This window comes from Halopseudomonas maritima, assembly GCF_021545785.1.
Lineage (GTDB): Bacteria > Pseudomonadota > Gammaproteobacteria > Pseudomonadales > Pseudomonadaceae > Halopseudomonas > Halopseudomonas maritima.
Genome location: NZ_CP079801.1, coordinates 2,073,773 through 2,099,644, shown reverse-complemented (window position 1 = coordinate 2,099,644; position 25,872 = coordinate 2,073,773). Strand labels below are relative to the sequence as shown.

The following is a 25,872-nucleotide window of genomic DNA, read 5'->3' as shown; positions in this document are numbered from 1 at the left end:
CTGCGCGCCGACCTTGAGATCATCCAGCAATGGATTCGCCCCGGCAGCCGCGTACTCGACCTGGGCTGCGGCGAAGGCCAGTTGCTGCGCCACCTGCGCGACCACAAAGAAGTGCAGGGCTACGGCCTGGAGATTGACCCGGACAAGATCAGCACCTGCATCCGCCACGGCGTCAACGTGATGGAGCAGAACCTGGACGAGAGCCTGGACAACTTCGAGGACAACAGCTTCGACACTGTGGTCATGACCCAGTCACTGCAGGCCATGCACTACCCCGACCGGGTACTGGAAGACATGCTGCGCATCGGCCACGAAGGCATTCTCACCTTCCCCAACTTTGCCCACTGGCGCTGCCGCTGGTATCTGGGCACCAAGGGGCGCATGCCAGTGTCCGAGTTCATGCCCTACACTTGGTACAACACCCCGAACATCCATTTCTGTACTTTCAAGGACTTCGAGCAGCTGTGCCGTGAGCGCAACATCAAGGTGCTCGACCGCCTGGTGGTCGACCAGACCCACCAGAGCAGCTGGCTGAGCGGCCTGTGGCCCAACCTGCTCGGTGAAGTGGCGATCTACCGCGTCAGCCGCTAGTCCCTAACGACAGGAGAACTGCCATGATTCGTCGTCTCTGCCTGCTGAGCCTGATGCTGCTCAGCCTCAACGCCATCGCCGGCCCCGAACCGACCCGCTTCGGTGATCTGGTGGTCTACCACAACGTCTTCAACAGCAACATGCTGCAACCCGACATCGCCGCCAACGCCGGACTCAAGCGCGGCCCGACCCACGGCGTGCTCAACGTGGCGGTGCAGCGCGCCGATGGCAGCGCGGTCGACGCGGTGCTCAAGGGCGACGTGCGCAGCCTGATCGGCCAACCGGTCGCGCTCGACTTCAAACGCATTCAGGAAGGCGATGCCATCTACTTCGTCGCCAACTACACCGCTACCCAGCGCGGCATCCTGCTGTTCAAGGTCGACATTCAGGCCGAACAGGGCGCCATGGTGCACAGCCTGAGCTTCCAGCAGGAATTTTTCCCCGATGACCAGTAACGCCACCCTGCCCTTCAGTGAGTTAGTGCTCGCCAGCAACAACAAGGGCAAGCTCGCTGAACTCCAGGCCATGCTGGGTGACAGCATCACCGTCCGCCCGCAAAGCGACTTCACCGATATCGAAGCCGAAGAAACCGGGCTGACCTTCGTTGAAAACGCGCTGATCAAGGCGCGCCACGCCGCCCGCGTATCGGGTCTGCCGGCACTGGCCGACGACTCCGGTCTGGCAGTCGACGCCCTCGGCGGCGCGCCCGGCATCTATTCCGCCCGCTACGCCGGCGGCGCCGGTGACGCCGCCAACAACGCCAAGCTGCTCGATGCACTGAAAGACGTCCCCGACACCGAGCGCGGCGCCCAGTTCATCTGCGCCCTCGCCCTGCTGCGCCACGCCGAAGACCCGATTCCGCTGATCTGCGAAGGCGCCTGGCAAGGCCGCATCCTGCACGCCGCCAGCGGCGAGCACGGCTTCGGCTACGACCCGCTGTTCTGGGTACCCGAACGCAACTGCGCCAGCGCCGAACTCAGTCCGCAAGAGAAGAACCAGCTCAGCCACCGCGCCCGGGCGATGGCGCAGCTGCGCGCCAAGCTGGGCTTGCAGCCCGCTTGAGGCTGTAGGCTGGAAGCCTTGAATCAACTGGGCTGCTCCTTATCCAGGGAAGGCAGGAGCACCGCGACATCAAGCGGTGCCAACACCCTGCCCTTTCCACAAAACAGAACCAGCACACTATGCCGACCTTCCAGCCTCCAGCCTCCAGCCTTCAGCCCGAGCAGGCGCAGCCGACGCTCAGCCCTCTGCCGCCACTGGCGGCATATGTCCACATCCCCTGGTGCGTGAAGAAGTGCCCCTACTGCGACTTCAATTCGCACACCACTCACGATGCTCTGCCCGAGAGCGAGTACGTCGACGCCCTGATTGATGATCTGGAGCAGGATCTGCAGGCACGGGGCGACCTGCCCGCCCGGCCGCTGACCTCGATCTTCTTCGGTGGCGGCACCCCGAGTCTGTTCTCGGCCGCCGCACTCGACCGCTTTCTGCAGGCGCTGAATCAGCGCGTACCCTTCGCAGACGACATCGAAATCACCCTCGAAGCCAACCCCGGCACCTTCGAGCAGGCCAGGTTTCGTGACTACCGGTTGGCCGGCATTAACCGCCTGTCGATAGGCATCCAGAGCTTCAACGCCGAGCACCTCAAGGCGCTAGGCCGCATTCATGACGACCACGAAGCCCTCGGCGCCGTCGAGATGGCGCGGCGCGCCGGCTTCGACAACCTGAATCTGGACCTGATGCACGGCCTGCCGAATCAGGACCACGCCCAGGCCATGGCCGATCTGGATCAGGCAATGGCGCTCGCACCGGAGCACCTGTCCTGGTATCAGCTGACGCTGGAGCCCAACACCGTGTTCTACTCGCGCCCGCCCACACTGCCCGAGGAAGACATTCTCTGGTCGATTCAGGAAGCCGGGCTGCAACGGCTGGCTGCCGGTGGCTACGCCCAGTACGAGATTTCCGCCTATGCCAAGGGTGGCCGCCGCGCCCGCCACAACCTCAACTACTGGCAGTACGGCGACTTTCTTGGCCTGGGTGCCGGCGCGCATGGCAAGTTGACCGACGCCAACGGCGCCGTACAGCGCTACTGGAAAACCCGCCTGCCCAAGGACTATCTCAACCCGGACAAAGCCTATCTGGCCGGTAGCAAGGTGCTGAGCGCCGACGAGCTACCCTTCGACTTTCTGATGAACGCCCTGCGTCTGGTCGATGGCGTGCCCAGCGCCTGGTACGCCGAGCGCACCGGCCAGTCGCTGGAGCAGGTCGCCGATACCCTGAATCAGGCCGAGGCCAAGGGGCTGCTGGAACCCTGGCACCGACAGTTGCGCCCGACCGAACGTGGTCGCCTGTTTCTCAACGACCTGCTGGAAATGTTCCTCTAAGGAAGCACTGATTAATTTCACACGCGCTCTGCAAGAGCTCATGCGTGCAGATGCAAGGCGCGATGTGCGGCTCTATTGGCAAGCAGCGCAACGCAGCAGGTGCATGCTTGAGCGCTCGCCCTGCGAGGCGTTCAGTCTGGGCCGCATCCGGCTGGGCCGCACTCTGCGTTGTGATGTCTCGACAGGTCAAGACATGCCTTCGATACCACGCCTTGATTGCAGCCCAGACTGAGCGCCAGAGGGCATGCGGAATTAATCAGTGCTCCCCTAACCCGCGGCACCCGACACGCCGGGCTGTGAATTACCATCGGTAACATCAATAGCCCTTGCCGCATGAACGTACAGTCCGCAGAATTGGCTCAGTCTGGAAACTGATTTCGATCTCGCCAGTCGGCAACTAGCCGGCGACGACCACACAACAACCGCGGCCCACGGGCACGCAGCAGATCGAACCCGCACCTAACCCGGAGGCCCGATGAACCCCTTCAGCTTTGCCACCACCGCGCAGATTCTCTGCGAATCCGGCTCCGCCGCCCAGCTGGGCGAGCTGTGCAAGCTGCGCGACGCCCACCGCGTGCTTATCGTTACCGACCCCGGCATCACCAAGATCGGCCTGCTCAATGACGTGCTGCCAACGCTGGCCAAGGCACAGGTTGCCGCCGAGGTATTCGATCAGGTAGAAGCTGACCCGCCAGAATCCGTAGTACTGGCCGCCGTTGAGCAAGCCAAAGCCATGCAAGCGGAACTGATCATCGGCTTTGGTGGCGGCAGCTCGATGGACGTGGCCAAGCTGGTTGCCCTGCTCGCCCACCCCAACTGCACGCAGTCCCTGCAAGACATCTACGGCGTCGGTAACGCCCGCGGCCAGCGCCTGCCGCTGATTCAGGTGCCAACCACCGCCGGTACCGGCTCGGAGGTGACCCAGATCGCGATCATCACCACCGGCGCGACGACCAAGATGGGCGTCGTCTCCCCGATTCTGCTGCCAGATCTGGCGCTGCTGGATGCCGACCTGACCCTGGGCCTGCCCGCCCACGTCACCGCCGCCACCGGCATCGATGCCATGGTGCACGCCATTGAGGCCTACACCAGCAAGCTGAAGAAGAACCCGCTATCCGACATGCTCGCCCGCGAGGCTCTGCGCCTGCTGGCCGGCAATCTGGATGCGGTGGTGCAGGACGGTCAGAACCGCGAGGCGCGCCAGGCCATGCTGCTCGGCGCGCTGCTGGCTGGTCAGGCCTTCGCCAACGCCCCGGTCGCTGCGGTCCACGCACTGGCCTACCCGCTCGGCGGCCACTTCCATATTCCCCACGGCCTGTCGAACGCGCTGGTGCTGCCAACCGTGATCGAATTCAACGCGCCGGCTGCCGCGCCGCTGTATGCCGAGCTGGCACCACTGATCGTCGGCCCCGATCTGGTGCCGGGCGATGCCGATAGCCTCACCGAACAACTGGTGCGCGCGCTGGGCGATCTGAGCCCGCGCTGCGGCCTGCCCAGCCGCCTGCGCGATGCAGGCGTGCCCAAGGATGCACTGGAAATGCTGGCCAAGGACGCCATGCTGCAGCAGCGTCTGCTGGCCAACAACCCGCGCGAAGTCACCGAAGCCGACGCGCTGGCCATCTACAACCTGGCCTACTGAGCCGCAAGCGGAGTATTCATGAGTACAAGCAAGCCCACGCGCAGCGACTATCACTACCTGCACGCCATCACCACCCGCTGGCACGACAACGACATCTACGGCCACGTCAACAACGTGACCTACTACAGCTACTTCGACAGCGCGGTAAACAGCTGGCTGATCGCCGAGGGCGGGCTGGACATCCACAACGGCGACCAGGTTGCCTTTGTGGTCAGCTCCAACTGCGACTACTTCGCCCCCATCGCCTTCCCCGACGCCATCGAGATCGGCGTCAAGGTCGCGCGCCTGGGCAGCAGCTCGGTGCACTACGAACTGGCCGTATTCAAGGAAGGCCGCGACGAAGCCTGCGCGGCAGGGCGTTTCGTCCATGTCTTCGTGGACCGCGCCAGCAACACCGCCTTCCCGATCCCCAACCGTTGCCGCGCAGCCCTTGAGCGCCTGATGGACCCAATCTGATGCGTCGCCGGTTGATGTTGCCGCTGCTGCTCTGTCCGCTGCTGGTCGCAGGCCCGATCAGCGCCGAGCCTCGGCTGCAGAGCCGGGTGGAAAGCGTTGATGTCAGCGGCGCCACCGTCGACACCATCCGCGCCAGTCTCAACCGCAACCGGCAGCACAGCGCCAACCGGGTCAACTGGCACTTCAACTGGGAGTCCACGCCCGGTCAGTGCCGCATCACCGAAGCAACCACCGACGTCAGCGTGACCTCCTACATCCCGCGCCTGCAGCCCGACCCGCAGCGCGCTGCCAGCGTGCAGCAACAGTGGGACAGCTACCTGCTGGCATTGCAGGCACATCAGGAAGGGCACGTAGAGCTGGCACTGAACAGCGCCAGAGAAATAGAGCGGGCGATCATGGCGCTGCCACCGGCCAGCTCCTGCGATCAGTTGCAGGCCAGCGCCAACGCCACCGGCCGCCGCCTGCTGGAACAACTTGCAGCAGACGACCGCGAGTACGACAAACGCACTCAACAGGGCACGCTAGACGGCGCGCACTTCCCGTAAAAAAACAGAACTGCACCGCCTGTAGGGTGGAGAACGCCAACGGCTTCTCCACCGGCCGCCCTCACCCGGCACAGCGGGTCGCGTATCAGGCCATCCCACCCGGCGCAAACAGCTCGATCCAGTAACCATCCGGGTCACGGATAAAGGCGATGTTGTGCATCTTGCCGTCCTGCGGACGCTTGACGAAGGACACGCCCAGCTCCTCAAAACGCGCACAGGCCGCTACCAGATCCGGCACAGCAAAGCCGATATGACCAAAGCCACGCGGGTCTTCGTTGCCGTTGTGGTAGCTGAATTCAGGGTCGTCCTCGGTGCCCCAATTGTGGGTCAGCTCGAGCATGGCCGGGCGGCCGAAGGTCTGGTGGGTGCGCTCGACCGGATCGTCTGACCAGGTGTCCAGCGCGTTGCTGTCGACCGCGGCCAGAAAGTACAGGCTAAATTTCATCGCCGGAAAATCCAGCTTTTTCACCAACGTCATGCCCATAACGCGGGTATAGAAATCCAGGGTCGCTTTCGGGTCCTTGATGCGCAGCATGGTCTGGTTGAAGACAAACCCCTCGGTGGCCGGATCGCGGTTCTCGCACAGGCCCGGGGCGGATTCAAAGTGACGACTCATGGCAACAGCTCCCATTGGGTAGAAAAAGCCAAAGCCTAACACTGAAACGCCCGCACACAGAACGTGCGCGGGCGTCGGATTCAGTCAGCAGCGCGTCGCGCTGGTGGCGAACAATAAAAGCGTCACCGAGGCAGGCAGTGCAAGGCGAAGTGAAGGCCAAAAAGCGATCGGTGTTGCGTCCGACCTTACAAAGAGTAAATGAGCATTTTGGCCTTTACTTCAACGCAGTAATGCCAACGCAGGTAGCTTTTATCGGAACTTGCGCTCTTCCCACCATGGGAAGAACGCAGGCTTATCAGTGCTGGGACGCAGCTTGAACTGCGGTGCACGCTTCTCCAGGAAGGAGCTGACGCCCTCTTTCGCGTCCTCGGATTCACCCATAAAGGCAATCGCACGGGAATCCACGATATGCGCTTCCATCGGGTGATCCGCCGCCATCATGCGCCACAGCAGCTGACGGTTCAGCGCGGCGGACATGGCCGAGGTGTTATCGGCAATCTCACGGGCCAGCTCGCGCGCCGCCGGCAGCAGCTCGTCCGGCTCGTGCACGCTGCGCAGCAGACCGCCCTTGAGCGCTTCTTCAGCGCTGAAGACACGGCCGGTGTAGACCCACTCAGCCGCCTGCATCGGGCCAACGAGGCGCGGCAGGAACCAGCTGGAGCAGGCTTCCATGGTGATACCGCGACGGGCAAACACGAAACCGAACTTGGCGTTGGTCGCGGCCATGCGAATATCCGCCGGCAGGCTCATGGTCACACCCACGCCGACAGCCGCGCCGTTGAAAGCAACGATGACCGGTTTGGTGCACTCGTAGATACGCAGCGAGACAGTACCGCCGCCATCACGCAGGTCATCACCCTCGGGCTGATCCTGACGCTTGTGGCGGTTGAAGGTATCACCGCCCTTCTCAAGATCCGCACCGGCACAGAACGCACGGTCCGCACCGGTCATGATGACAACCCGTACCGCATCATCCGCATCGGCCGCATCAAAGGCCGCGATAAGATCACGACGCATCTGACCGTTGAAAGCGTTCATGCGGTCAGGACGGTTCAGCGTCAGCGTGAGGACACCGTCCTCCACCTGGTAATCAAGGGTTTCGTAAGTCATCTGGGCTTTCCCTGGTTGTTCAAATGGCGCCCAGTGTAGAACCGGCCAGTCACGGTAACCAGTTGAGTTACCGTGGCGTATGTGGGGGTATTGGTGGGGTGGATAGCACGTAAAAGAAAACCTCACGAACGTGAGGATTCAGCCCTTCGCCGATCAATTTCAAGGTTAATCCGCACGATCGTGCGGATTAACCTTTGCTACAAGCGCTGTCGGCACAACCCGATACCAGTGCCTGATTGCCCGCTCGCTAGATCAGGCCTTGTGCGATAAGGCGCCACGACAGCTCCCGGCGTATCTCATGCAGTAGTCCGGTATAGCTGGTGCGTTCCTGTTTCAGGCGGCGGTTGAGGGTCTGGCGGTTTATGTGGCGTTGGGCGCAAATGTGATTGAGGCCGAGAGTGTTGGGCAGGCTAACATCGCAGCCTGCCTGGCAAGGAAGCCCCGGCAGACAGCCCTAGCAATACTTGGCGTTGTTGCGCCCTGCGTCCTTGGCGGCGTACAGAGCGCGGTCTGCACGGTTGAGCAGGTCATCTATCGAGGTGTCGTCGGGGCGCCAGTCGGTCAAGCCAATGCTGACCGTTACGCCGGGCAGGTCGGGCTCACTGGTCACGGCAGCCAACAGCAGGCGCTCAGCCAGTTCGCCGGCTTGGGCCATTGAGGTGGCCGGCAGCAGCAGAATAAACTCCTCGCCGCCCTGCCTGCCAAACACGTCGGACTGACGCAAGGTGTCTTCCATGCGCCGACAGAATGCCTGCAGCACGCGGTCTCCGCTCTGATGCCCATACTGATCGTTGATGGCCTTGAAGTGGTCCAGATCGAGTAACAGCACCGAGAACGGTTCACCGCTGCGGCGGCTGCGTTTGAACAGGTCGCTGGCGACATCTACCACCGCACGGCGGCTGCGCACGCCGGTCAGCGTATCGGTCATGGCCAACTCTTCAAAGTTGCTGCGGATACGCTCGGACACGAGCAGCAGAAAACCGATGTTGACGATCACCAGACCAAAACTGAAGGTCCCAAGATACAGCGCCTGCAGCCAGGAGACATCGAGCAAGCCCTGCCCGTCTTGCGGCTCAAAGATGGCATGCGTCCAACGGGCACCAAACACCAGGGTCGAATAGACAACCCAGAAACAGGTAAAACCCGCACCCAGCAGGCGCTGGTGATGATCACCGCGGTGGCGGTATAGCTCCCTGACAAAGACGATGCTGTGCATCAGGCTGACGGCAAAGACGTAGCCGGTCAGGCTCAGGTAGCGGCCACGCAGGCTGTCCTCAACGTGGATGAAGTAGGCCTGCCCGCACCAGGCCAGCACAAACAGCAGCACCCAGATCTTGAGGGCCGGCCGGTGGCCGAAGTGCTTGGCACTGCCGAGCCAGTAAAGCGTGTAGGCCAGCATCGCGGCGGTGTTTTGCGCCGTGAAGGTCAGCCACTCGGGCGCAGAGCCTCGCAGCAGAATCAGCACACCCGCCAGCGCGGTCAGCAGCGACCCCGCCGCCCAATGGTGGACACCCGGAATACGCGGTCGGGTGGCACGCCCCATCAGCAGCAGAACAATGCCCATGACGCCGACCAGCAGACTGGCCAGCATGATGAGGGTTTTCGGGTCGTACAGGGGAGTTACGGCCATACAGTACGCATCGTCGAGTCAGTACCCCCTATTATGTGCCAAGGCGCGGCTGAGGACATCATTAGTCTTGCCGCTCGGGCCGCAACACGGGCCAGCCCTCCTGTGATCCGCACGACAAACCAGAGACACAACGCTCAAGTGTCACGCGGCCGTAACCTGCATGTCATCTCCTTGTCGCACTCTGGCAGCCCGCACACCTGCTGTCCGATGAATGAGGTCCATCATGCACTGCCTTCGCCGCCCCCTGCGCCACCTGTGGTTTTCCCTTGCCCTGCTGCCCGGTCTGGCCAGCGCCCACGCACTGGAAGTGCACGGCTCCAACACCATCGGGGCAACCCTGGCACCGATGCTGATGACGCAGTTTCTGCAGCAGCTGAGCGGCCAGCCGGTGACCAGCAGTGGTACCGGCACCGCCAACGAGACCGTGCTGAGCACTCAGCGAGACGGCCAACCGCTGACCGCGCTGGTGGCTGCGCATGGCTCCAGCACCGGCTACCGTGCACTGGCCGCCGGACAGGCTGATGTCTGGGCCGCCTCAAGGCGGGTCAAGGGCAGCGAGGCCCAGGCCATGGCCAGTCGGGCCGACCTGCTCAGCGGTGAGAGCGAGCACATTATCGCCATCGACGGGCTGGCCATTCTGGTGCACCCGTCCAACCCGGTGGAGCAGTTGAATATCGATACTCTGGCGCGCATCTTTGCCGGCGAGATCAGCAACTGGTCGGACGTTGGCGGGCCAGACCGGGAAATTGATATCTACGCCCGGGATGAGCAGTCAGGCACCTGGGACACCTTCAAGGAGCTGGTGCTGGCCGGGCGCTACAGTCTGAGCGAGGGCGCGCGCCGCTATGAGTCGAATGACCAGCTATCTGACGACGTAACCGCCAACCCCGGCGGCATTGGCTTTGCCGGCTTTGCCTCGGTACGAGGCGCCAAGCTGCTGGCCATTGCCGACGGTGAGGCGCCCGCGCTCAAGCCCAGCAAGCTGACCGTGGCCACGGAAGATTACCCGCTGTCGCGGCGTCTCTACCTGTACACCCCGGGCGCCGGCGGCGAGCCGCTGGCACAGCAGTTTGTTGCCTTTGCCCAAAGCGAGGCCGGTCAGGCGCTGGTGGCCGAGTCCGGGTTCTTTTCGCAGACGCCCTTCGCCGTGGACCCGGTGATGGACGACAGCGTACCCGACAGCCTCCAGCGCCTGACCGCCAACTATCAACGGCTGTCGGTCAACATTCGCTTTGGCGAGGGCCACACCGACCTGGACAACAAGGCCAAGCGCGATCTGCTGCGCATTCAGCAATACCTGGTGCAGAGCGGCAAAAGCAGCCGCGATGTCATGCTGATTGGCTTTGCCGACCAGCAGAGCCATGAACTGCGCGCGCAGATGATCTCCGAGCTGCGCGCCCTGTCCGCCGCCAAGGTGTTGCGTGAGATGGGATCACCGGTACAGGGGCATATTGGCTACGGACACTACAAACCGGTCGGCTCGGCAGGTGGTGAAAGTGGCGCGCGGCGCAACGGCCGGGTTGAGGTGTGGGTACGCCGCTAGGGCGTGCCCCGTGCGGCTGGATTCCCGCCTGATCAGTCGACTCGTTCGAACTTCAGATCCCACACCCCGTGGCCCAGGCGCTCGCCGCGGCGCTCGAACTTGGTGATCGGGCGCTCGTCCGGGCGGGGTACGTAGCCGGCTTCACCGGCCTGGTTGCGATAACCGGGGGCCGCGTTCATCACTTCCAGCATGTGCTCGGCGTAATGCTCCCAGTCGGTCGCCATGTGAAACACGCCACCCACCTTGAGCTTGCGACGCACCTGCTCGGCAAAGGCTGGTTGCACGATGCGGCGCTTGTGGTGCTTCTTCTTGTGCCACGGGTCCGGAAAGAACAGTAGCAGGCGATCCAGGCTGCCATCCGGAATGCAGCGGTTGAGCACTTCAATGGCGTCGCAGTCGAACACCCGCACGTTGCTCAGCCCCTCAGTCAGCAGACCATTGAGCAGTGCGCCCACGCCCGGGCGGTGCACTTCAATGCCGATAAAGTCCTGCTCGGGCGCGGCAGCGGCCATTTCCAGCAGCGAGTGGCCCATGCCAAAGCCGATTTCCAGGGTGCGCGGTGCGCTGCGGCCAAACAGGGCGTCGAGATCAAGCATGCCCTGATCCAGCGTCAGACCAAAGCGCGGCCAGCCCTGGTCGATGCCCTTTTGCTGGCCTTCGGTCATGCGGCCTGCGCGCATGACGAAGCTGCGGATGGCGCGACGCGGTGGGCTATCAGGGTTGGGGGTCTCTGCGCTGTCGGGCAGTTCGGGCGTATCGGACATGGGGTGCTCGGTAATGGTCGGATAAAGCGGCGCCCCGCAGGGCGCCTGACAGAAGGATAGCCTGCTTAGCGCAGGGTGCCGTCCAGCGGCGAAGACGCCGAGGCGTACAGTTTGCGCGGCATGCGGCCGGCCAGGTAGGCGGCGCGACCGGCCACCACGGCGTGGTGCATGGCCTGGGCCATCAGCACCGGCTGATCGGCGTGGGCAATGGCGCTGTTCATCAGTACACCGGCGCAGCCCAGTTCCATGGCGATGGTCGCATCAGAGGCGGTGCCAACACCGGCATCCACCAGCACCGGCACGGTGGCTTCTTCCAGAATGATGCGCAGGTTCCACGGGTTGCAGATACCCATGCCGGAGCCGATCAAACCGGCCAGCGGCATCACGGCAACGCAGCCCATGGCAGCCAGTTCACGGGCGATGATCGGGTCATCGCTGGTGTAGACCATGACGTCAAAGCCGTCCTTGATCAGCACTTCAGCGGCCTTGAGGGTTTCAACCACGTTGGGGAACAGGGTCTTCTGGTCGGCCAGCACTTCCAGCTTGACCAGCTTGTGGCCATCCAGCAGCTCGCGGGCCAAGCGGCAGGTGCGCACGGCCTCGTCTGCGGTGTAACAGCCGGCGGTGTTCGGCAGGATGGTGTAGCGATCAGGTGAAACTACGTCCAGCAGGTTGGGCTCATCCGGGTTCTGGCCGATGTTGGTACGGCGAATCGCGACGGTTACGATTTCAGCGCCGGAGGCTTCAATCGCGCGGCCGGTTTCGTCCAGATCCTTGTACTTGCCGGTGCCGACCAACAAGCGGGAACGGTAGCGAACGCCGGCGATTTCCAGCGCATCCTGGGTCATATCAGTCATCAGGGTCTCCAACGAGGATTGAGTTAGCCGCCACCGATGGCATGCACGATCTCTACCCGGTCACCCTCGCTCAGACGGGTGTCGGCGTGCTGACTGCGCGGCACGATTTCAAGGTTCAGCTCAACCGCCAGGCGCTTGCCGGTCAGACCCAGCTCATCGATCAACGCGCTGAGGGTCAGGGGCTGGTCCAGTTGGTGGGGCTCACCGTTCAAGAGAATCTGCATGGGCGGCTCGGTAACAGCGGATGGAGATGATAAGGCAGCATGGCGCGGCCACTATTGACCGGCGACAAGAGCGCTATGATAACGCTCTTTGCCGCCCGCTGGCCACGCTCAGAGCGTACGCCAGATACCCAGGCCGAGGCAGAACCAGGCCACCAGCCAGGTCACGCCGCCCAGCGGGGTAATCATGCCCAGCTTGCCCAGGCCGCTGAGCGCCAGCGCATACAGGCTACCGGAAAACAGCAGGATACCCACGGCAAAGAGTACGCCGCTGGTTTTCAGCAGAGCGCTATCCGGGCCGCGCAACAACAGCAGGGCCACGCCGATCAGCGCCATGGTGTGCCACAGCTGATAGCTCACACCGGTCTGAAAGGCGTTGAGCAGGTTGTCCGGCAGCGTGCCGCGCAGCCCGTGGGCGGCAAATGCCCCCAGCGCCACGCCGGTAAACCCGCTCAGTGATGCCAACATCAACAGCCATTTGGCCATGCTTTGCTCCCTCGGTTTATACTCCGGGCAGACTCGCCACCCGGACGCCCATGTTCAAACTCATCCTGCGCAAGATTGCCAAGTGGCTGCTGATTGCCGCCGCCGTCAGCCTGCTGCCCGTCGTGGTGCTGCGCTGGGCACCTGCGCCCGGCTCGATGCTGATGGTCGAGCGCTGGGTGGCCGAGCGCGACACGCCCGGCTATCAACGCCAGTATCAGTGGACGCCCTACGCACAAATCCCCGACAGCATGAAAATGGCGGTGATCGCCGCTGAAGATCAGCGTTTTGCCGAGCATCACGGCTTCGACCTCAAGGCCATCCGCGCCGCCGTGGAACATAACATGCAGGGCGGCAATTTGCGCGGCGCCAGCACCATCAGCCAGCAGGTCGCCAAGAACCTGTTCCTCTGGTCCGGCCGCAGCTATCTGCGCAAGGGCTTGGAGGCCTGGTTTACCCTAGGTATCGAGTTGATCTGGCCCAAGCAGCGCATTCTGGAGATGTATCTGAACATCGCCGAATGGGATCACGGCGTGTACGGCGTAGCGGCGGCGGCGCGTCACCACTTTGGTGTGGGGGCCAGTTACCTGTCCAGCCAGCAGTCGGCCCAGTTGGCCGCGGTGCTGCCCAGCCCGCTCAACTGGGATGCCGCCAGCCCGCCACCGCATGCCCTGCGCCGCGCCAACTGGATTCGCCAGCAGAGCCAGCAATTGGGCGGACGACACTATCTGGACCGCATGGAAGCCGGCCAGCCGCTACCCGACTGGCTGACCCTGCGCTACTGGCGCAACCGGCTGGAGATGTAAGAGCGCCTGGCTACTCGCCAAGATCTTCGCGCAGACCAAACATGATGGAGTGCGCCTGCTCCTCACCCACGGCCACCACGGCCCCCACCTTCGGATAGACCCAGGCCTCGCCCTCGCTGACCGGCAACCGCAGGTCAGGATTGCCAAAGGTGCCCTGCACCTGCGCCAATGACATCGGCTCGTTGGGGATCATGCTCAGGCGCACCACCTTACGGTCCTTGAGGGCATCACCCACCGCCGAGCTGATCGGCTGATCGGGCAGTTCCGGCTGCCAGGCCTGAGCCTGCACCAGACTGTCAGTCTGCTCGGGCGTCAGCGCGATGACCGCCTGCGCTCGCCAGCTCAGATCATCGCTCTCCAGGGTGTAGCGACTCACCAAAAGCGGCTCGCCTTCAGAGCTGATCATCCACAGGGTGCCATGCCCGAGCGCCGCGCCGGCATCGGCCAGCGTCAGGCGCTGGGCCTGCAGGGGTTTGAACAGCGACTCCTGATACTGGCCGTACCAGTCCATCGGCTCCGGCGCAGCCGGCTTCGACTGCCAGTAGCCAAAGGCATAGAAAGTGAGAATTACCACGGCAAACAGTGTGGCCAGTCGCACACCCTGACGGCGCGTCATGCGTTACTCCTTGGTCTTGTTATCGGATTGGGTACACAAAATAGGATTATCGGGCGGATGGCCTGACCAACAAAAAGGGCATCCCGTGGATGCCCTTTCAGTACGCCTGAAATGCCTTAAATGGCGACCTCGGTCTCGAGGTTCTTTTTCAGCTTGTTCATGGCGTTCTTTTCCAGCTGACGAATACGCTCGGCCGACACCTGATACTTGGCTGCCAGCTCGTGCAGCGTCGCCTTCTCTTCAGCCAGCCAACGCTGGTAAAGAATATCGCGGCTGCGCTCGTCCAGCTCATCCAGCCCACTCAGCAGGCTGTTGCTGGCGCTGTCGGACCAGTCGGCAGACTCCAGCTGGGTAGCCGGGTCGTAGCGTTTGTCTTCCAGATAGTGCACCGGCGCGTAGGCATGGTCATCGTCGTCGTCCTGAGCACCATCAAAGCCCAGATCCTGCCCGTACAGGCGGCTTTCCATCTCGCGCACTTCGCGCTCGGCCACGCCCAGATCGGCGGCAACGGCTTCGACTTCGTTCTGCGACAGCCAGGCCAGCTTCTTCTTGGCGCTGCGCAGGTTGAAGAACAGCTTGCGCTGGGCCTTGGTGGTGGCGACTTTGACGATGCGCCAGTTGCGCAGAATGAACTCGTGAATCTCGGCGCGAATCCAGTGCACCGCAAAGGAGACCAGGCGCACGCCCATCTCCGGATTGAAGCGTTTTACCGCCTTCATCAAGCCGACGTTGCCTTCCTGCACCAGGTCGGACTGTGCCAGGCCATAGCCCGAATAGCTGCGGGCGATGTGCACCACAAAGCGCAGATGGGACATGACCAACTGGCGGGCAGCTTCAAGGTCTTCGTGATAGTACAGGCGGTCAGCCAGCACGCGCTCCTCTTCCGCGCTCAGGACAGGAATGCTGCTGACGCTCTGAATGTAGGCTTCGAGATTCGCTCCCGGAGCCAGGTTATGAACAGGCTGCAGTGCAGTGCTCATGCGCTACCTCACTAAAAATGACGGCCCAGTGTATCACCGCAAAATCCGACTGTGAACGTAGGTTAAAGTTCAACGCGAACTCAGGCTGGAGGCTGGAGGCTGGAGGCTGGAGGCTGGAGGCTGGAGGCTGGAGGCTGGAGGCTGGAGGCCAATCAGGATGAACTAGCCTTAAAGCCTATCAAGCAGGATTTGCGGAGGATGAGCAAAAAACCGCTATCTGCGACGACTCGGACTGCTTCAAGCTTCCAGCCTTCAGCTTTCAGCCTTGCGCCCTAAACCCTTAACCCAAAACCCAAACCAAAAGCCGTTGCCCAAATAGACTCCGAGTTGCGCCTATTGCGGCTCAATCGCCCTGACGTGCTGCCCGACCGCCAGCCAGGCGCCGGCGAGGCCGAGTAGCATGGCGCCGAAGACCAGGGCCAGGCCGTCGGTGAAGGGCATGCCGAACAGGGCGAAGTCGCTCTGGTAGAGCGCTGCGACCCGCTCCACGGTGACATTCAGCCAGGCCAGGCCCAGCGCCAGCAGCACCCAGGCCAAGAGGCCGGCCAGCAGGCCGTAGAGCACGCCTATATAGAGGAACGGGCGGCGCACGAAGGCATCGGTGCCACCGACCAGCTTGATTACCAGAATTTCCTCGCGGCGGCTCTCGATGGCCAGGCGGATGGTGTTGGCCATGACCAGCAGCAGGGCAATGATCAAAAGCACCGCCAAACCGCTGGCAAAACGCTCGAACATCGCCAGGATGGCGGACAGCCGCTCGACCCAGAGCAGGTCGATCTGCACCTGATCTACCCCGTCCAGCGCCACCAGCCGATCACGCAGGGGCTCCAGTGCAGCGGCGCCACCCTCAATGCTCTTGGGGGTGACCACAATCACGCTGGGCAAGGGGTTGTAGTCGAGCTGCAGCAGGGCGTCGCCCATGCCGGCGTGCTGCTGGAACTCGGCCAGGGCTAGGTCCTTGTCGAGCAACTGGGCATTGGCCACGCCCGCTAGTTGGCCAACCTGCTCGGTCAGCACCTGTTGCTGCTCAGCGCTGACGCTGTCGGCCAGATAAACGGAGATCTGCGCGGCTTCCTGCCAGTTCACCCCCAATTGCTTGACCTGATTGATCAGCACCGAGAGCCCCATGGGCAGTGCCAGAGCGATGGTCATGACCAGCACGGTCATAGCACTGCTGAACGGGTAATGCCGCACGCGTTCCAGCGCCTGCACGGCGCTGGTTCGGTGACTGCCCAGCCAGCTGCGCAGCGGGTGACGCCAGTTGCGCTGGGAGCGTGCCGCGCCGCTGGGTGCCTTGCGGCGGACGGGCTGGGTGGGTTTGTTACTGCTCATCAGGACTCCCCGTCAGCCAGCAGCCGGCCCTGATCGAGTGTCAGGGTACGATGGTGCAGGCGCGCGATCAGCGGCAGGTCGTGACTGGCGATGATCACGGTCACACCCACGCGGTTGAAGTCTTCGAACAGCCCCATAATCTCCGCCGACAGCTCGGGATCGAGGTTACCGGTCGGCTCGTCCGCCAGCAGCAGGGCAGGCTTGTGCACCACTGCACGGGCAATGCCGACGCGCTGCTGTTCACCACCGGACAGCGCGATGGGGTAGCTGTTCTCCTTGCTCAGCAAGCCTACCTTGTCGAGCGCGGCGCGCACCCGTCGGCCCACCTCATCCGACGGGGTGCCGTTGATGATCAGCGGCAGCGCGACGTTGTCGAAGACGGTGCGATCAAACAGCAACTGGTGATTCTGAAATACCACGCCCACCTGACGGCGCAGGTAGGGGATGTCATCACTGCCCAGATCACGCAGATTTTGCCCACCCACATGCACGGCGCCGCTACTGGGCCGCTCCATGCACATGATCAGCTTCAGCAGGGTGCTCTTGCCCGCGCCTGAATGCCCGGTAATAAACACCATCTCACCGGTCCGAATGTGGAAGCTGAGGTTATCCAGCCCCTGGTGACCGTTGGAATAGCGCTTGCTGACCTGCTCGAAGCGAATCATTTATGGCTTCTGTCCAAACAGCGCGGCGACAAAATCCGGTGCAGTGAAGGGGCGCAGGTCATCGATCTGCTCGCCCACACCGATAAAGCGGATCGGCAGGCCAAACTGCTTGGCCAGCGCAAAGATCACCCCGCCCTTGGCTGTGCCGTCGAGCTTGGTCAGGGTCAGGCCGGTCAGGCCAACGGCCTGATCGAACAACTTGGTCTGGGAAATGGCGTTCTGGCCGGTACCGGCGTCGAGCACCAGCATTACCTCGTGCGGCGCGTCGGCATCCAGCTTGGCCATCACGCGCTTGACCTTGGCCAGCTCGTCCATCAGGTGATCCTTGTTGTGCAGACGGCCGGCAGTGTCGGCAATCAGCACATCGGCGCCGCGGGCCTTGGCGGCCTGCAGGCCGTCGAAGATCACCGAGGCCGAGTCGGCACCGGTGTGCTGGGCAATCACGCCAATCTTGTTGCGCTCGCCCCAGACCTGCAACTGCTCGACGGCAGCGGCGCGGAAGGTATCGCCAGCGGCGAGCATCACCTGCTTGCCCTCGCCCTGCAGGCGCTTGGCCAGTTTGCCGATGGTGGTGGTCTTGCCAACACCATTCACGCCAACCACCAGAATCACGTAGGGCTTTTTGCTGGTGTCGATCTCCAGCGGCTTGGCTACGTGCGCCAGCAGCGCTTCGAGCTCATCCTGTAGTGCGCGGTACAACGCCTTGCGGCTGGAGACCTGACGGCGGGTAACCCGCTGCTGCAGGGTTTCCATGATCATGGTGGTGGCTTCGATGCCCACGTCAGCCATCAGCAGGCGCGTTTCCATCTCTTCCAGCAGTTCGTCGTCGATTTCTTTCTCGCCGAGGAACAGGTTGGCCATGCCCTCGCCGAGGTTGGCGCTGGTCTTGGACAGCCCCTGGCGCATACGCGAGAAAAAGCCGCCGCTTTCGGGCTGCACTTCGGGCTCAACGGGCTCGGCCGGTGGCTCGGCGCTCGCCTGCTGACCCAGCTCGGAAAACAGCGAGGCGGCGGCTTCGCGCGCGGCGGCCTCACGGCCTTCGATGGTATTCAGGTCGCCACTCAGCGGGGCTGGTGCATCAGCCTGTGCCGCTGTGTCGGCGGGCTTATCCTTGCGACGTGCCCAGCCAAACAGCCCCTTCTTCTCGGTTTTGCTGTTGTCCTGGGAGTCGGCGTCTTGCGGTTTGTCTTTGGAACCAAACATGAAGTGTCACTATCTGAGTTCGGCGGCGCATGTCCGCCTCATTGAAGGTTGGGTTATCCTACCCCACTTCCGCCGAGGGCGGTATGACCCGCAGCAGCCGTCTGCCGGCTCGCCTTCCGACCACGCCGTACAACAGGAAACCTGCATGCAGCCCTTGCGCTACCTCCTGCTTCTGCTCCCGCTGCTGGCGCCGCTGGCCCACGCCGAGAGCCGCCAACCCACCCACAGCTACACCCTGGACAATGGCTTGAAGGTCATCATCCGCGAAGACCACCGCGCACCAGTGGTGGTCTCGCAGGTCTGGTACAAGGTCGGCGGCGCCGATGAGCCGCCCGGACAGACGGGCCTGTCTCACGCGCTCGAACACATGATGTTCAAGGGCAGCAAGCACCTTGAGCCCGGTCAGGCATCCCACCTGCTCAACAGCCTGGGTGCCAGCGAAAATGCCATGACCAACCGCGACTACACGGCCTACTACCAGATGCTCAGCCGCGACCAGCTGCCGGTCGCACTGGAAATGGAAGCCGAGCGTATGCACCTGCTGACCCTGCCCGAAGACGAATTCGTCAAGGAGATCGAGGTCATCAAAGAAGAGCGCCGCATGCGCGTGGACGACAACCCCAATGGCCTGGCCTACGAACGCTTTCTCGCCCAGGCCTACACCGCCAACCCCTATCGCCAGCCGGTTATCGGCTGGATGCACGACATCGAGCGCATGGGCATCGAGGATCTGCGCGCCTGGTACCAGCAGCACTATGCACCGGGCAACGCCGTGCTGGTGATTGTCGGCGATGTGTACCCCGAAACGGTCAAGCCACTGGTCGAGCGCTACTTTGGCGCCGTGCCGGCTGGCAGCGCACCGCTGCCCCGGGCTCCGTTGGAACTGCCAGCGCCCGGTGAGCGCAGCATGACGCTGCATCTGGACCTGCAACTACCCACCCTGCTGATGGGCTTCAACGTGCCGTCGCTGAACACCGCCAGCGAGGCCTGGGAAGTACACGCCCTGCGCCTGCTCAGCGCCGTGCTGGACGGCGGCTACAGCGCCCGCCTGTCCAGCCGGCTGGAGCGTGGCGAGGCCATCGCCACCTCGGTCGGCAGCGGCTACGACGCGTTCACCCGGGGCGACACCCTGTTTATTCTCAGCGGCATACCCAACGAGGCCCGCGCAGTTGACCTGCCGCAGCTGGAAGACGCGATCTGGCAGCAAATTGACGAACTGAAGCAGACCCCGCCCAGCGCCGAAGAGCTATCGCGCGTGCAGGCCCAGGTGGTTGCCGGGCTGGTCTACGCCCAGGACAGCATCATGGCGCAAGCCGATCGCATCGGTACGCTGGAGGTCGTCGGACTGCCCTGGCAGTTGGTGGACGAAGACTCCGCCGCCCTGCAGGCCATCACTCCCGAGCAGGTCAGCGCGGTCGCCCGCAAATACCTGACACGCGAACGCTACACCCGCAGCTATAACCTGCCGCTTGCCGAGGAGGCGCAACCATGAGCCCCCGCTCCCCGTTTTCTGCCCTGCGCTGGCTGATCGCGCTACTGGTGCTCGGCGGCATGCTGTTCCTGCTGGTTGAGCGTGCGCCCGAGCAGTCCACCCCCGAGCCGGTCAGCGTACCCAGCGAAGCGCCAGCGGCCACCGGTACCGCCAGCGAAGTCTTTGGCGAGCCGTTGCCGGCACTGCAATCGCTGGAAGAGCTGGACCTGGACACGCCGCCGGCGCGCCGCGGGCTGGACCTGCAGCACTGGCAGACCAGCCAGGGCACCCCGGTCTATTACATGCAGGCCGATGAGCTGCCGATGCTGGATGTGCAGATCCTGTTTGCCGCCGGCGCCAGCCGCGATGGCGAGCTGCCGGGCCTGGCCGGCTTTACCAACGCCATGCTCAACGAAGGCACCGGCAACCTGGATGCCGGCGATATCGCCGCAGGCTTCGAGCGCCTGGGCGCGCAGTTCAGCAACAGTTCGCACCGCGATATGGGCCTGCTTGGCCTGCGCACCCTGACCGCCAGCGACAAGCTGGAACCGGCGCTGTCGCTGTTTGCTCAGATTCTGGCCAAACCCAGCTTCCCCGAGGCCTCGCTGCAGCGCATCCGCGAGCAGATGCAGGCCGGCCTGCGCTATGCCCGCCAACGCCCGGGCAGCCAGGCCAGCGAAGCGCTCTGGTCCAGCCTGTACGCCGGCCATCCTTACGGCATCCCGCCGGACGGCACCGAAGAAAGCATCAACGCGATCACCCGTGCAGACCTGCAGACTTTCCAGCAAACCTATTACAGCGCCGGCAATGCGGTGATCGCACTGGTTGGCGCGGTTGGCCGCCAGCGCGCCGAGCAACTGGCCCAGCATCTGGCCGATGCCATGCCGCAGGGCGAGGCTGCGCCGCGCACCCCGGCACCCCAGCCGGTCAGCGCCAGCACCCAGCATATCGACTTTGCCAGCAACCAGACCCATGTCCTGATCGCCCAGCAAGGCATCAGCCGTGACGATCCGGACTACGCCGCGCTGTATCTGGGCAATCAGATTCTGGGCGGCGGCGGCTTTGGCTCACGCCTGGTCAACGAGATCCGCGAGCAACGCGGCCTGGCCTACTCGCCGCGCAGCACCTTCAGCGCCATGCAGGCCCCCGGCCCCTTCTATATCAGCATTCAGACCCGCGCCGATCAGGCCGAGCAGGCGCTGGACGTCGCCAATCAGGTGTTGGATGAGTTCATCCTCACCGGGCCGACCGAGACCGAACTGAGCCGCGCCAAGCAGCAAATGCTGGGTGAATTTCCGCTGAGCACCGCGAGCAACGGCGCCATCGTCTCGCAATTGGGCGCCATCGGTTTCTATGGCCTGCCGCTGAACTATATGCAGCTGTTTCTCGACCGTGTGCAGGCCTTGACCGCCGAGGATATTCGCGACGCCTTTGCCCGGCACCTGCCTGCCAGCGAGCGCCTGATCATCACCGTCGGCCCACCGCAGCCTGAGCCTGAGCCTGAGCCTGAGCCTGAGCAAGACGATACCGAGAGCGAGACCGACGGCGACTCGGCCACCCAGCCCCCCGAGGACGAGAACACATGAAACCCGTTCGCACCAAGGCGCGTGTCAGCCAGCTGCGCATCATCGCCGGCGAGTGGCGCAGCCGCCGCTTCAGCTTCACCGAACAGCCGGGCCTGCGCCCGACGCCCGACCGCGTGCGTGAGACGCTGTTCAACTGGCTGAGCAGCGCGGTACCCGGCGCCCATTGCCTGGACCCGTTCACCGGCAGTGGCGCGCTGACGCTGGAAGCCCTGTCGCGCGGCGCGGCCAGCGCCCTGGCCGGCGACCTCAGCCGCGACGTGGTACAGACCCTGCGCGGCCACCTGCAGACACTGGAATGCGACCGCGCCGAGGTGATCCAGCAGGACGGCCTGTCATTGCTGAGCGGTACGCCGCCGCGCCAGTTTGATCTGGTGTTTCTCGACCCGCCGTTCCATCAGGGCCTGCTGGAGCCGGCCTGCACAGCACTGGAAGCCAACGGTTGGTTGGCTGACGACGCGCAGATCTATATCGAAAGCGAGCAGTCGCCCAGCCAGCTGACCCTGCCCGGCAGCTGGCAACTGCACCGTGAAAAACGCGCTGGCCAGGTCTGGTACAGCCTGTGGCACCGCACAGCGTGAGCCGCTTTCGGCCCGCGCGCTGGCTGCCCGGCGGCCACCTGCAGACCCTGTTCAGCCCGCTGCTGCGCCGCTCTCTACCATTGCAGCGCGAGCGTGAACGCCTGACGCTGGCCGATGGCGACTTTCTTGATCTGGACTGGTTTGGCCCGGATAACCCAGAGCAACCCTGCGTAATTCTGCTGCACGGCCTGACCGGCAGTTCCAACTCACTGTATATCCTCGGCCAGCAGCGGCAGCTGGCAGCGCTTGGCTGGCGCAGTGTGGCGGTCAACTGGCGCGGCTGCTCGGGCGAGCCCAACCACAGCGCCCGCGCCTACCACTCCGGCGCCAGCGATGATCTGGCCGACGTGGTCAAGCATGTGCTGCTGCGCTGTCCCGGGCGCACGCTGGCGGCGGCCGGCTTCTCACTGGGCGGCAACGTGCTGCTCAAGTATCTGGGTGAATGCGGTGACGACTGCCCGCTCGGTGCGGCGGTTGCGGTATCCGTGCCCTTTCGTCTGGACGAATGCGCCGACCGGCTGCAAGAAGGCTTTTCGCGGGTCTATCAGAGCCGCTTTATGCGCGACATGTTGGCCTACGTCAGCAACAAGAAGCGGCTGTTTCAGCACCAGGGCTGGCACAGCGAACACGCCCGGCTCGACGCCCTTGGCTCGATGGACGGCATGGATACCTTCTGGGATTTCGATGGCCGGATAACCGCGCCGCTGCACGGTTACGCCAGCGCCGAGGATTATTACCGACGCTGCAGCAGCCGCTTCTTTCTCGGCCGCATTCAGCGCCCCTGCCTGCTGATTCAGGCGCTCAACGACCCCTTTGTCTACCCGCGCAGCCTGCCGCAGCTGGACGAGCTGGGGCCGCGTACCGAGTTTGAGCTGCACCAGCGCGGCGGCCATGTCGGCTTTGTGGAGGGGCCGCTCTGGCGCCCTGGCTATTATCTGGAGCGTCGTATTCCGACCTGGCTGGCGGCTCAGCTGGGATCGGCAGGCAAGTCGGCGTAGAGCGTTTGCAGCATGACCTCAACCCGCGGCCTGGCCGCTTCACTCAACAGGCCCCTCTCCTGCGCCAGCACCTGATAGACGCCGCGCTGCAACATCTGCAGCGTCAGACTGTCCTGCGCGTCGTTAAGCACCGTAGTGCACAGAAAACTGACCCAGCTATTCATCAGTAGCCAGCTGTTGAGCGCCAACACCGACGCATCGGCGTAACGGGCATCGAGAATGCCGGCGTCGATGGTGCCTTGAAAAATCGCCTCGATTGCCTGTAGCGCATTACGCGAGAAGGGTCGGTAACGCGCCGCCAGCGCTGCATCGCTGGCCAGCAGGTGCTCCAGATCACGCAGCAGGAATCGATAACGCCACATGACCGCAGCTACCGCTTCGAGGTAACCCGCCTTGTCGTCCAGATCCAGCGCGCGCCCCTGCGGCAAAGCAAGACTCTGCTCCATCTCCGCTACGTAGCCCTCGAACAGCTCGGCAATGATCTGCTGCTTGTTGCGGAAGTGGTAATACAGGTTGCCGGGTGACATACCCAAGTGCGCAGCAATGTGGTTGGTGGTCACGCTGCGCTCTCCCTGTTCGTTGAACAGCTGCAGGCTGGCATGAAGGATGCGGTCGCGGGTTTTCATCACATTCGTCGGGCGTTGGGTTGCACTGGGCTAGGGTCGACATCTTACCGTATTTGACACTCTAGAGTAATTACTCTAAAAATACTGCCTTACGCGCCCTCACCCAGCGCCACAACCGACAAAAACACCAACAAATGGGAGGCGTCCATGGTCGCCGATATTGCTTACCTGCAGGATCAGCAACAATCCATCAACCGCATGCAGCAACTGTTTAGCGCCCAGCAGGCGGCCTTTGCGAAGGATCCCATGCCCGATGCCGACACCCGGGTGGACCAACTCAAGGCACTCAAGCAGGTGCTGCTCAACCACCAGGACGCTTTCATCAAGGCCATCAATGCCGACTTTGGCCGACGCTCAGCCGATGAAACGCGGCTGGCCGAGATCATGCCCTCGCTGGAAGCCATTCACTACGCCAGCAAGCATCTGCGCCGCTGGATGAAGCCTTCGCGCCGCAAGGTCGGCATGGCCTTTCAGCCGGCCCGCGCCCAAGTGGTTTACCAACCGCTGGGCGTCGTTGGCATCATCGTGCCCTGGAATTATCCGCTGTATCTGGCAATTGGGCCGCTGGTCACCGCGCTGGCCGCCGGCAACCGTGCCCTGATCAAAATGAGTGAGTCGACGCCGCGCACCGCCGAGGTGCTGGAGCGCATGCTGGGTAGCGTCTTCACCGAAGAACAGGTAGCGGTGGTCACCGGGGAAGCCGAGGTAGGCGCCGCGTTTTCCCGTCTGGCCTTCGATCACCTGCTGTTCACCGGCGCAACCAGCATCGGCCGTCACGTGATGCGCGCCGCCGCCGACAACCTGACCCCAGTCACCCTGGAGCTGGGCGGCAAGTCACCGGCCATCGTCTCCCAGGACGTACCGCTGGCCGACGCCGCCGAACGCATCGCCTTCGGCAAGGCGGTCAACGCCGGTCAAACCTGCGTGGCCCCCGACTACATCCTCTGCCCGCGCGACCGCGTCGAGCCGCTGGCCGAGGCCCTGCAACAACGCTTTGCCCAGATGTACCCAAGCCTGCGCGACAACCCGGACTACACGCAGATCGTCAACCCGCGCCAGTACCTGCGCCTGCAGGGGTATCTCAGCGATGCCAACGAGAAGGGTGCGCGCATTCTGCCGGTCAACCCGGCCAACGAGGATCTGGACGGCACCCGCGTGATCGCGCCCACCTTGCTGCTCAACGTCAACGACGACATGACTGTGATGCAGGATGAGATCTTCGGGCCGCTGCTGCCGATTCTGCCCTACGATAACCTGGACGCCGCCCTGAGCTATATCGCCGAGCGCCCGCGCCCACTGGCCCTGTACTACTTTGGCTACGACAAAGCCGAGCAGCAGCGCCTGATGCAGCAAACCCACGCCGGCGGCATGTGCATCAACGATGCCGTACTGCACGTTGCCCAGGACGACATGCCCTTCGGCGGCATCGGCGCCTCCGGCATGGGGCACTACCACGGCCACGAGGGCTTTTTGGCCATGAGCAAGGCCAAGGGCGTCTATATAAAGCAGCGCTACAACGGCGCTAAGCCGATCTACCCGCCCTACGGTGGCACATTGCTGAAGCTGGTGTACAAACTGTTCCTGCGCTGAAACAGCGCAGGCAACAACAAATAAAGAAGAAAGACCATGCCTGATACCACCTCGCCGAATCTCGACCGGCGCAGCCTGCTCAAGCTGGGACTGGGCGCCTCCATGGTGCTCGGTACCGCAGGCCTGACGGCCAGCCTCAGCGGTTGCAGCAGCAATGCGCCGGCGACAAATTTTGCCGTGCTGCGCGACTCCGACCTGCCGCTGCTGCGCGCCCTTTACCCGGCCGTGATCGGCCCACATCCGGCCTTTGACCAGGGCCAGGCCGCCGACGCAGCAACAGCGCAGCTGGACCGCTCGCTGCAAGCCGCTTCGCCCTTTGTGCAGGAGGAAGTGCTCAACCTGCTGGGCATGCTGTCGCTGCCGCTCACCCGCGGACCGCTGACCGGCATCTGGGGCAATCTGGCCGAGGCCAGTCCGGCGCAACTGGAGGCCTTTCTGCTGCGCTGGCGCGACAGCCGATTCGATCTGCTGCGCAAGGGCCACAAGGCCATCACCCAGCTGCTACAGCTGTCCTGGTACGCCACCCCACAATCCTGGGCAGCCGTCGGCTACCCCGGCCCGCCGCAAGTCTGAGAGGTTTTT

General features: G+C 63.5%; 28 protein-coding genes. 15 read left to right on the top strand and 13 right to left on the bottom strand.

Annotated features, from left to right (window positions below):
* The 7 genes from metW (at position 1) to HV822_RS09615 (ending at position 5,615) form a co-directional block, all read left to right on the top strand.
* Positions 1-591 carry a methionine biosynthesis protein MetW gene (gene metW / locus HV822_RS09645; protein WP_238873578.1) on the top strand — a complete coding sequence of 197 codons (591 nt, stop codon included), beginning with the start codon at positions 1-3 and terminating at the stop codon, positions 589-591.
* A 23-nt stretch (positions 592-614) separates the two neighbouring features.
* Positions 615-1,046, top strand: a complete 432-nt coding sequence (locus tag HV822_RS09640) for a DUF4426 domain-containing protein (protein ID WP_238869785.1) — start codon at positions 615-617, stop codon at positions 1,044-1,046.
* A complete protein-coding gene (rdgB, locus tag HV822_RS09635) occupies positions 1,036-1,653 on the top strand; it encodes an RdgB/HAM1 family non-canonical purine NTP pyrophosphatase (RefSeq protein WP_238869784.1) in 618 nt (205 codons plus the stop codon). The genes HV822_RS09640 and rdgB overlap by 11 nt, the downstream gene beginning before the upstream one ends.
* 119 nt (positions 1,654-1,772) lie before the next feature.
* The gene (hemW, locus tag HV822_RS09630) at positions 1,773-2,975 is read left to right on the top strand and encodes a radical SAM family heme chaperone HemW (protein ID WP_238869783.1); all 1,203 of its coding nucleotides are present in this window, start codon (positions 1,773-1,775) and stop codon (positions 2,973-2,975) included.
* 475 nt (positions 2,976-3,450) lie between these two features.
* Positions 3,451-4,614, top strand: a complete 1,164-nt coding sequence (locus HV822_RS09625) for an iron-containing alcohol dehydrogenase (protein WP_238869782.1) — start codon at positions 3,451-3,453, stop codon at positions 4,612-4,614.
* 18 nt (positions 4,615-4,632) lie between these two features.
* Entirely contained in the window at positions 4,633-5,070 is a 438-nt protein-coding gene (locus HV822_RS09620; protein WP_238869781.1) for an acyl-CoA thioesterase, read from the top strand.
* Entirely contained in the window at positions 5,070-5,615 is a 546-nt protein-coding gene (locus HV822_RS09615; protein WP_238869780.1) for a DUF922 domain-containing protein, read from the top strand. Before HV822_RS09620 ends, HV822_RS09615 begins: the two co-directional genes overlap by 1 nt.
* An 85-nt stretch (positions 5,616-5,700) precedes the next feature.
* On the opposite strand, the gene gloA is transcribed toward HV822_RS09615, so the two are convergent.
* From gloA to HV822_RS09600, 3 genes are all read right to left on the bottom strand, one after another.
* Positions 5,701-6,231: a lactoylglutathione lyase gene (gene gloA, locus HV822_RS09610; protein ID WP_238869779.1), complete on the bottom strand. Its 531-nt coding sequence runs from the start codon at positions 6,229-6,231 to the stop codon at positions 5,701-5,703.
* A gap of 249 nt (positions 6,232-6,480) precedes the next feature.
* On the bottom strand, positions 6,481-7,341 hold the full coding sequence (locus HV822_RS09605) for a crotonase/enoyl-CoA hydratase family protein (protein WP_238869778.1): 861 nt from the start codon (positions 7,339-7,341) through the stop codon (positions 6,481-6,483).
* A 454-nt stretch (positions 7,342-7,795) separates the two neighbouring features.
* The gene (locus tag HV822_RS09600) at positions 7,796-8,971 is read right to left on the bottom strand and encodes a GGDEF domain-containing protein (protein WP_238869777.1); all 1,176 of its coding nucleotides are present in this window, start codon (positions 8,969-8,971) and stop codon (positions 7,796-7,798) included.
* A 223-nt stretch (positions 8,972-9,194) separates the two neighbouring features.
* Between HV822_RS09600 and HV822_RS09595 the strand changes: the two genes are divergently transcribed.
* Positions 9,195-10,514, top strand: a complete 1,320-nt coding sequence (locus tag HV822_RS09595) for a substrate-binding domain-containing protein (RefSeq protein ID WP_238869776.1) — start codon at positions 9,195-9,197, stop codon at positions 10,512-10,514.
* Positions 10,515-10,546: 32 nt separating this feature from the next.
* On the opposite strand, the gene trmB is transcribed toward HV822_RS09595, so the two are convergent.
* From trmB to HV822_RS09575, 4 genes are all read right to left on the bottom strand, one after another.
* Positions 10,547-11,278 carry a tRNA (guanosine(46)-N7)-methyltransferase TrmB gene (gene trmB, locus HV822_RS09590; RefSeq protein WP_239031115.1) on the bottom strand — a complete coding sequence of 244 codons (732 nt, stop codon included), beginning with the start codon at positions 11,276-11,278 and terminating at the stop codon, positions 10,547-10,549.
* Positions 11,279-11,343: 65 nt separating this feature from the next.
* Positions 11,344-12,135: a thiazole synthase gene (locus HV822_RS09585; RefSeq protein WP_238869775.1), complete on the bottom strand. Its 792-nt coding sequence runs from the start codon at positions 12,133-12,135 to the stop codon at positions 11,344-11,346.
* A 23-nt stretch (positions 12,136-12,158) separates the two neighbouring features.
* Positions 12,159-12,359, bottom strand: coding sequence for a sulfur carrier protein ThiS (thiS, locus tag HV822_RS09580; RefSeq protein WP_238869774.1), 201 nt, complete (start codon positions 12,357-12,359; stop codon positions 12,159-12,161).
* Between the two features lie 108 nt (positions 12,360-12,467).
* Positions 12,468-12,842 (bottom strand): DUF423 domain-containing protein, encoded by a 375-nt coding sequence (locus HV822_RS09575; RefSeq protein ID WP_238869773.1) that lies wholly within the window; start codon positions 12,840-12,842, stop codon positions 12,468-12,470.
* Between the two features lie 50 nt (positions 12,843-12,892).
* Between HV822_RS09575 and mtgA the strand changes: the two genes are divergently transcribed.
* A complete protein-coding gene (mtgA, locus tag HV822_RS09570; protein WP_238869772.1) occupies positions 12,893-13,645 on the top strand; it encodes a monofunctional biosynthetic peptidoglycan transglycosylase in 753 nt (250 codons plus the stop codon).
* 10 nt (positions 13,646-13,655) lie between these two features.
* Here the strand turns inward: mtgA and HV822_RS09565 are convergent, their stop codons facing one another.
* From HV822_RS09565 to ftsY, 5 genes are all read right to left on the bottom strand, one after another.
* Positions 13,656-14,261 (bottom strand): hypothetical protein, encoded by a 606-nt coding sequence (locus tag HV822_RS09565; RefSeq protein WP_238869771.1) that lies wholly within the window; start codon positions 14,259-14,261, stop codon positions 13,656-13,658.
* 116 nt (positions 14,262-14,377) lie between these two features.
* Complete coding sequence (rpoH, locus tag HV822_RS09560; RefSeq protein WP_238869770.1) at positions 14,378-15,241, bottom strand: RNA polymerase sigma factor RpoH; 864 nt, start codon at positions 15,239-15,241, stop codon at positions 14,378-14,380.
* A 333-nt stretch (positions 15,242-15,574) separates the two neighbouring features.
* Positions 15,575-16,573 (bottom strand): permease-like cell division protein FtsX, encoded by a 999-nt coding sequence (gene ftsX / locus HV822_RS09555; RefSeq protein ID WP_238869769.1) that lies wholly within the window; start codon positions 16,571-16,573, stop codon positions 15,575-15,577.
* Positions 16,573-17,238, bottom strand: coding sequence for a cell division ATP-binding protein FtsE (gene ftsE / locus HV822_RS09550; protein WP_096006367.1), 666 nt, complete (start codon positions 17,236-17,238; stop codon positions 16,573-16,575). The genes ftsX and ftsE overlap by 1 nt, the downstream gene beginning before the upstream one ends.
* Positions 17,239-18,441: a signal recognition particle-docking protein FtsY gene (gene ftsY, locus HV822_RS09545; protein ID WP_238869768.1), complete on the bottom strand. Its 1,203-nt coding sequence runs from the start codon at positions 18,439-18,441 to the stop codon at positions 17,239-17,241. It abuts the gene before it with no gap.
* A gap of 145 nt (positions 18,442-18,586) precedes the next feature.
* Between ftsY and HV822_RS09540 the strand changes: the two genes are divergently transcribed.
* From HV822_RS09540 to HV822_RS09525, 4 genes are read left to right on the top strand one after another with little or no spacing between them, the layout of a single operon-like run.
* A complete protein-coding gene (locus HV822_RS09540) occupies positions 18,587-19,933 on the top strand; it encodes a M16 family metallopeptidase (protein WP_238869767.1) in 1,347 nt (448 codons plus the stop codon).
* Positions 19,930-21,498 (top strand): M16 family metallopeptidase, encoded by a 1,569-nt coding sequence (locus tag HV822_RS09535; RefSeq protein ID WP_238869766.1) that lies wholly within the window; start codon positions 19,930-19,932, stop codon positions 21,496-21,498. The genes HV822_RS09540 and HV822_RS09535 overlap by 4 nt, the downstream gene beginning before the upstream one ends.
* The gene (gene rsmD / locus HV822_RS09530; RefSeq protein ID WP_238869765.1) at positions 21,495-22,076 is read left to right on the top strand and encodes a 16S rRNA (guanine(966)-N(2))-methyltransferase RsmD; all 582 of its coding nucleotides are present in this window, start codon (positions 21,495-21,497) and stop codon (positions 22,074-22,076) included. The genes HV822_RS09535 and rsmD overlap by 4 nt, the downstream gene beginning before the upstream one ends.
* Positions 22,073-23,074 carry a hydrolase gene (locus tag HV822_RS09525; RefSeq protein WP_238869764.1) on the top strand — a complete coding sequence of 334 codons (1,002 nt, stop codon included), beginning with the start codon at positions 22,073-22,075 and terminating at the stop codon, positions 23,072-23,074. The genes rsmD and HV822_RS09525 overlap by 4 nt, the downstream gene beginning before the upstream one ends.
* On the opposite strand, the gene HV822_RS09520 is transcribed toward HV822_RS09525, so the two are convergent.
* Entirely contained in the window at positions 23,044-23,700 is a 657-nt protein-coding gene (locus HV822_RS09520) for a TetR/AcrR family transcriptional regulator (RefSeq protein WP_238869763.1), read from the bottom strand. The two genes, HV822_RS09525 and HV822_RS09520, sit on opposite strands and share 31 nt — an antisense overlap.
* 147 nt (positions 23,701-23,847) lie before the next feature.
* Between HV822_RS09520 and HV822_RS09515 the strand changes: the two genes are divergently transcribed.
* Together HV822_RS09515 and HV822_RS09510 are read left to right on the top strand one after the other, a co-directional pair.
* Entirely contained in the window at positions 23,848-25,290 is a 1,443-nt protein-coding gene (locus tag HV822_RS09515) for a coniferyl aldehyde dehydrogenase (protein ID WP_238869762.1), read from the top strand.
* A gap of 36 nt (positions 25,291-25,326) precedes the next feature.
* Complete coding sequence (locus tag HV822_RS09510; protein WP_238869761.1) at positions 25,327-25,863, top strand: twin-arginine translocation pathway signal protein; 537 nt, start codon at positions 25,327-25,329, stop codon at positions 25,861-25,863.
* Positions 25,864-25,872: the final 9 nt, after the last annotated feature.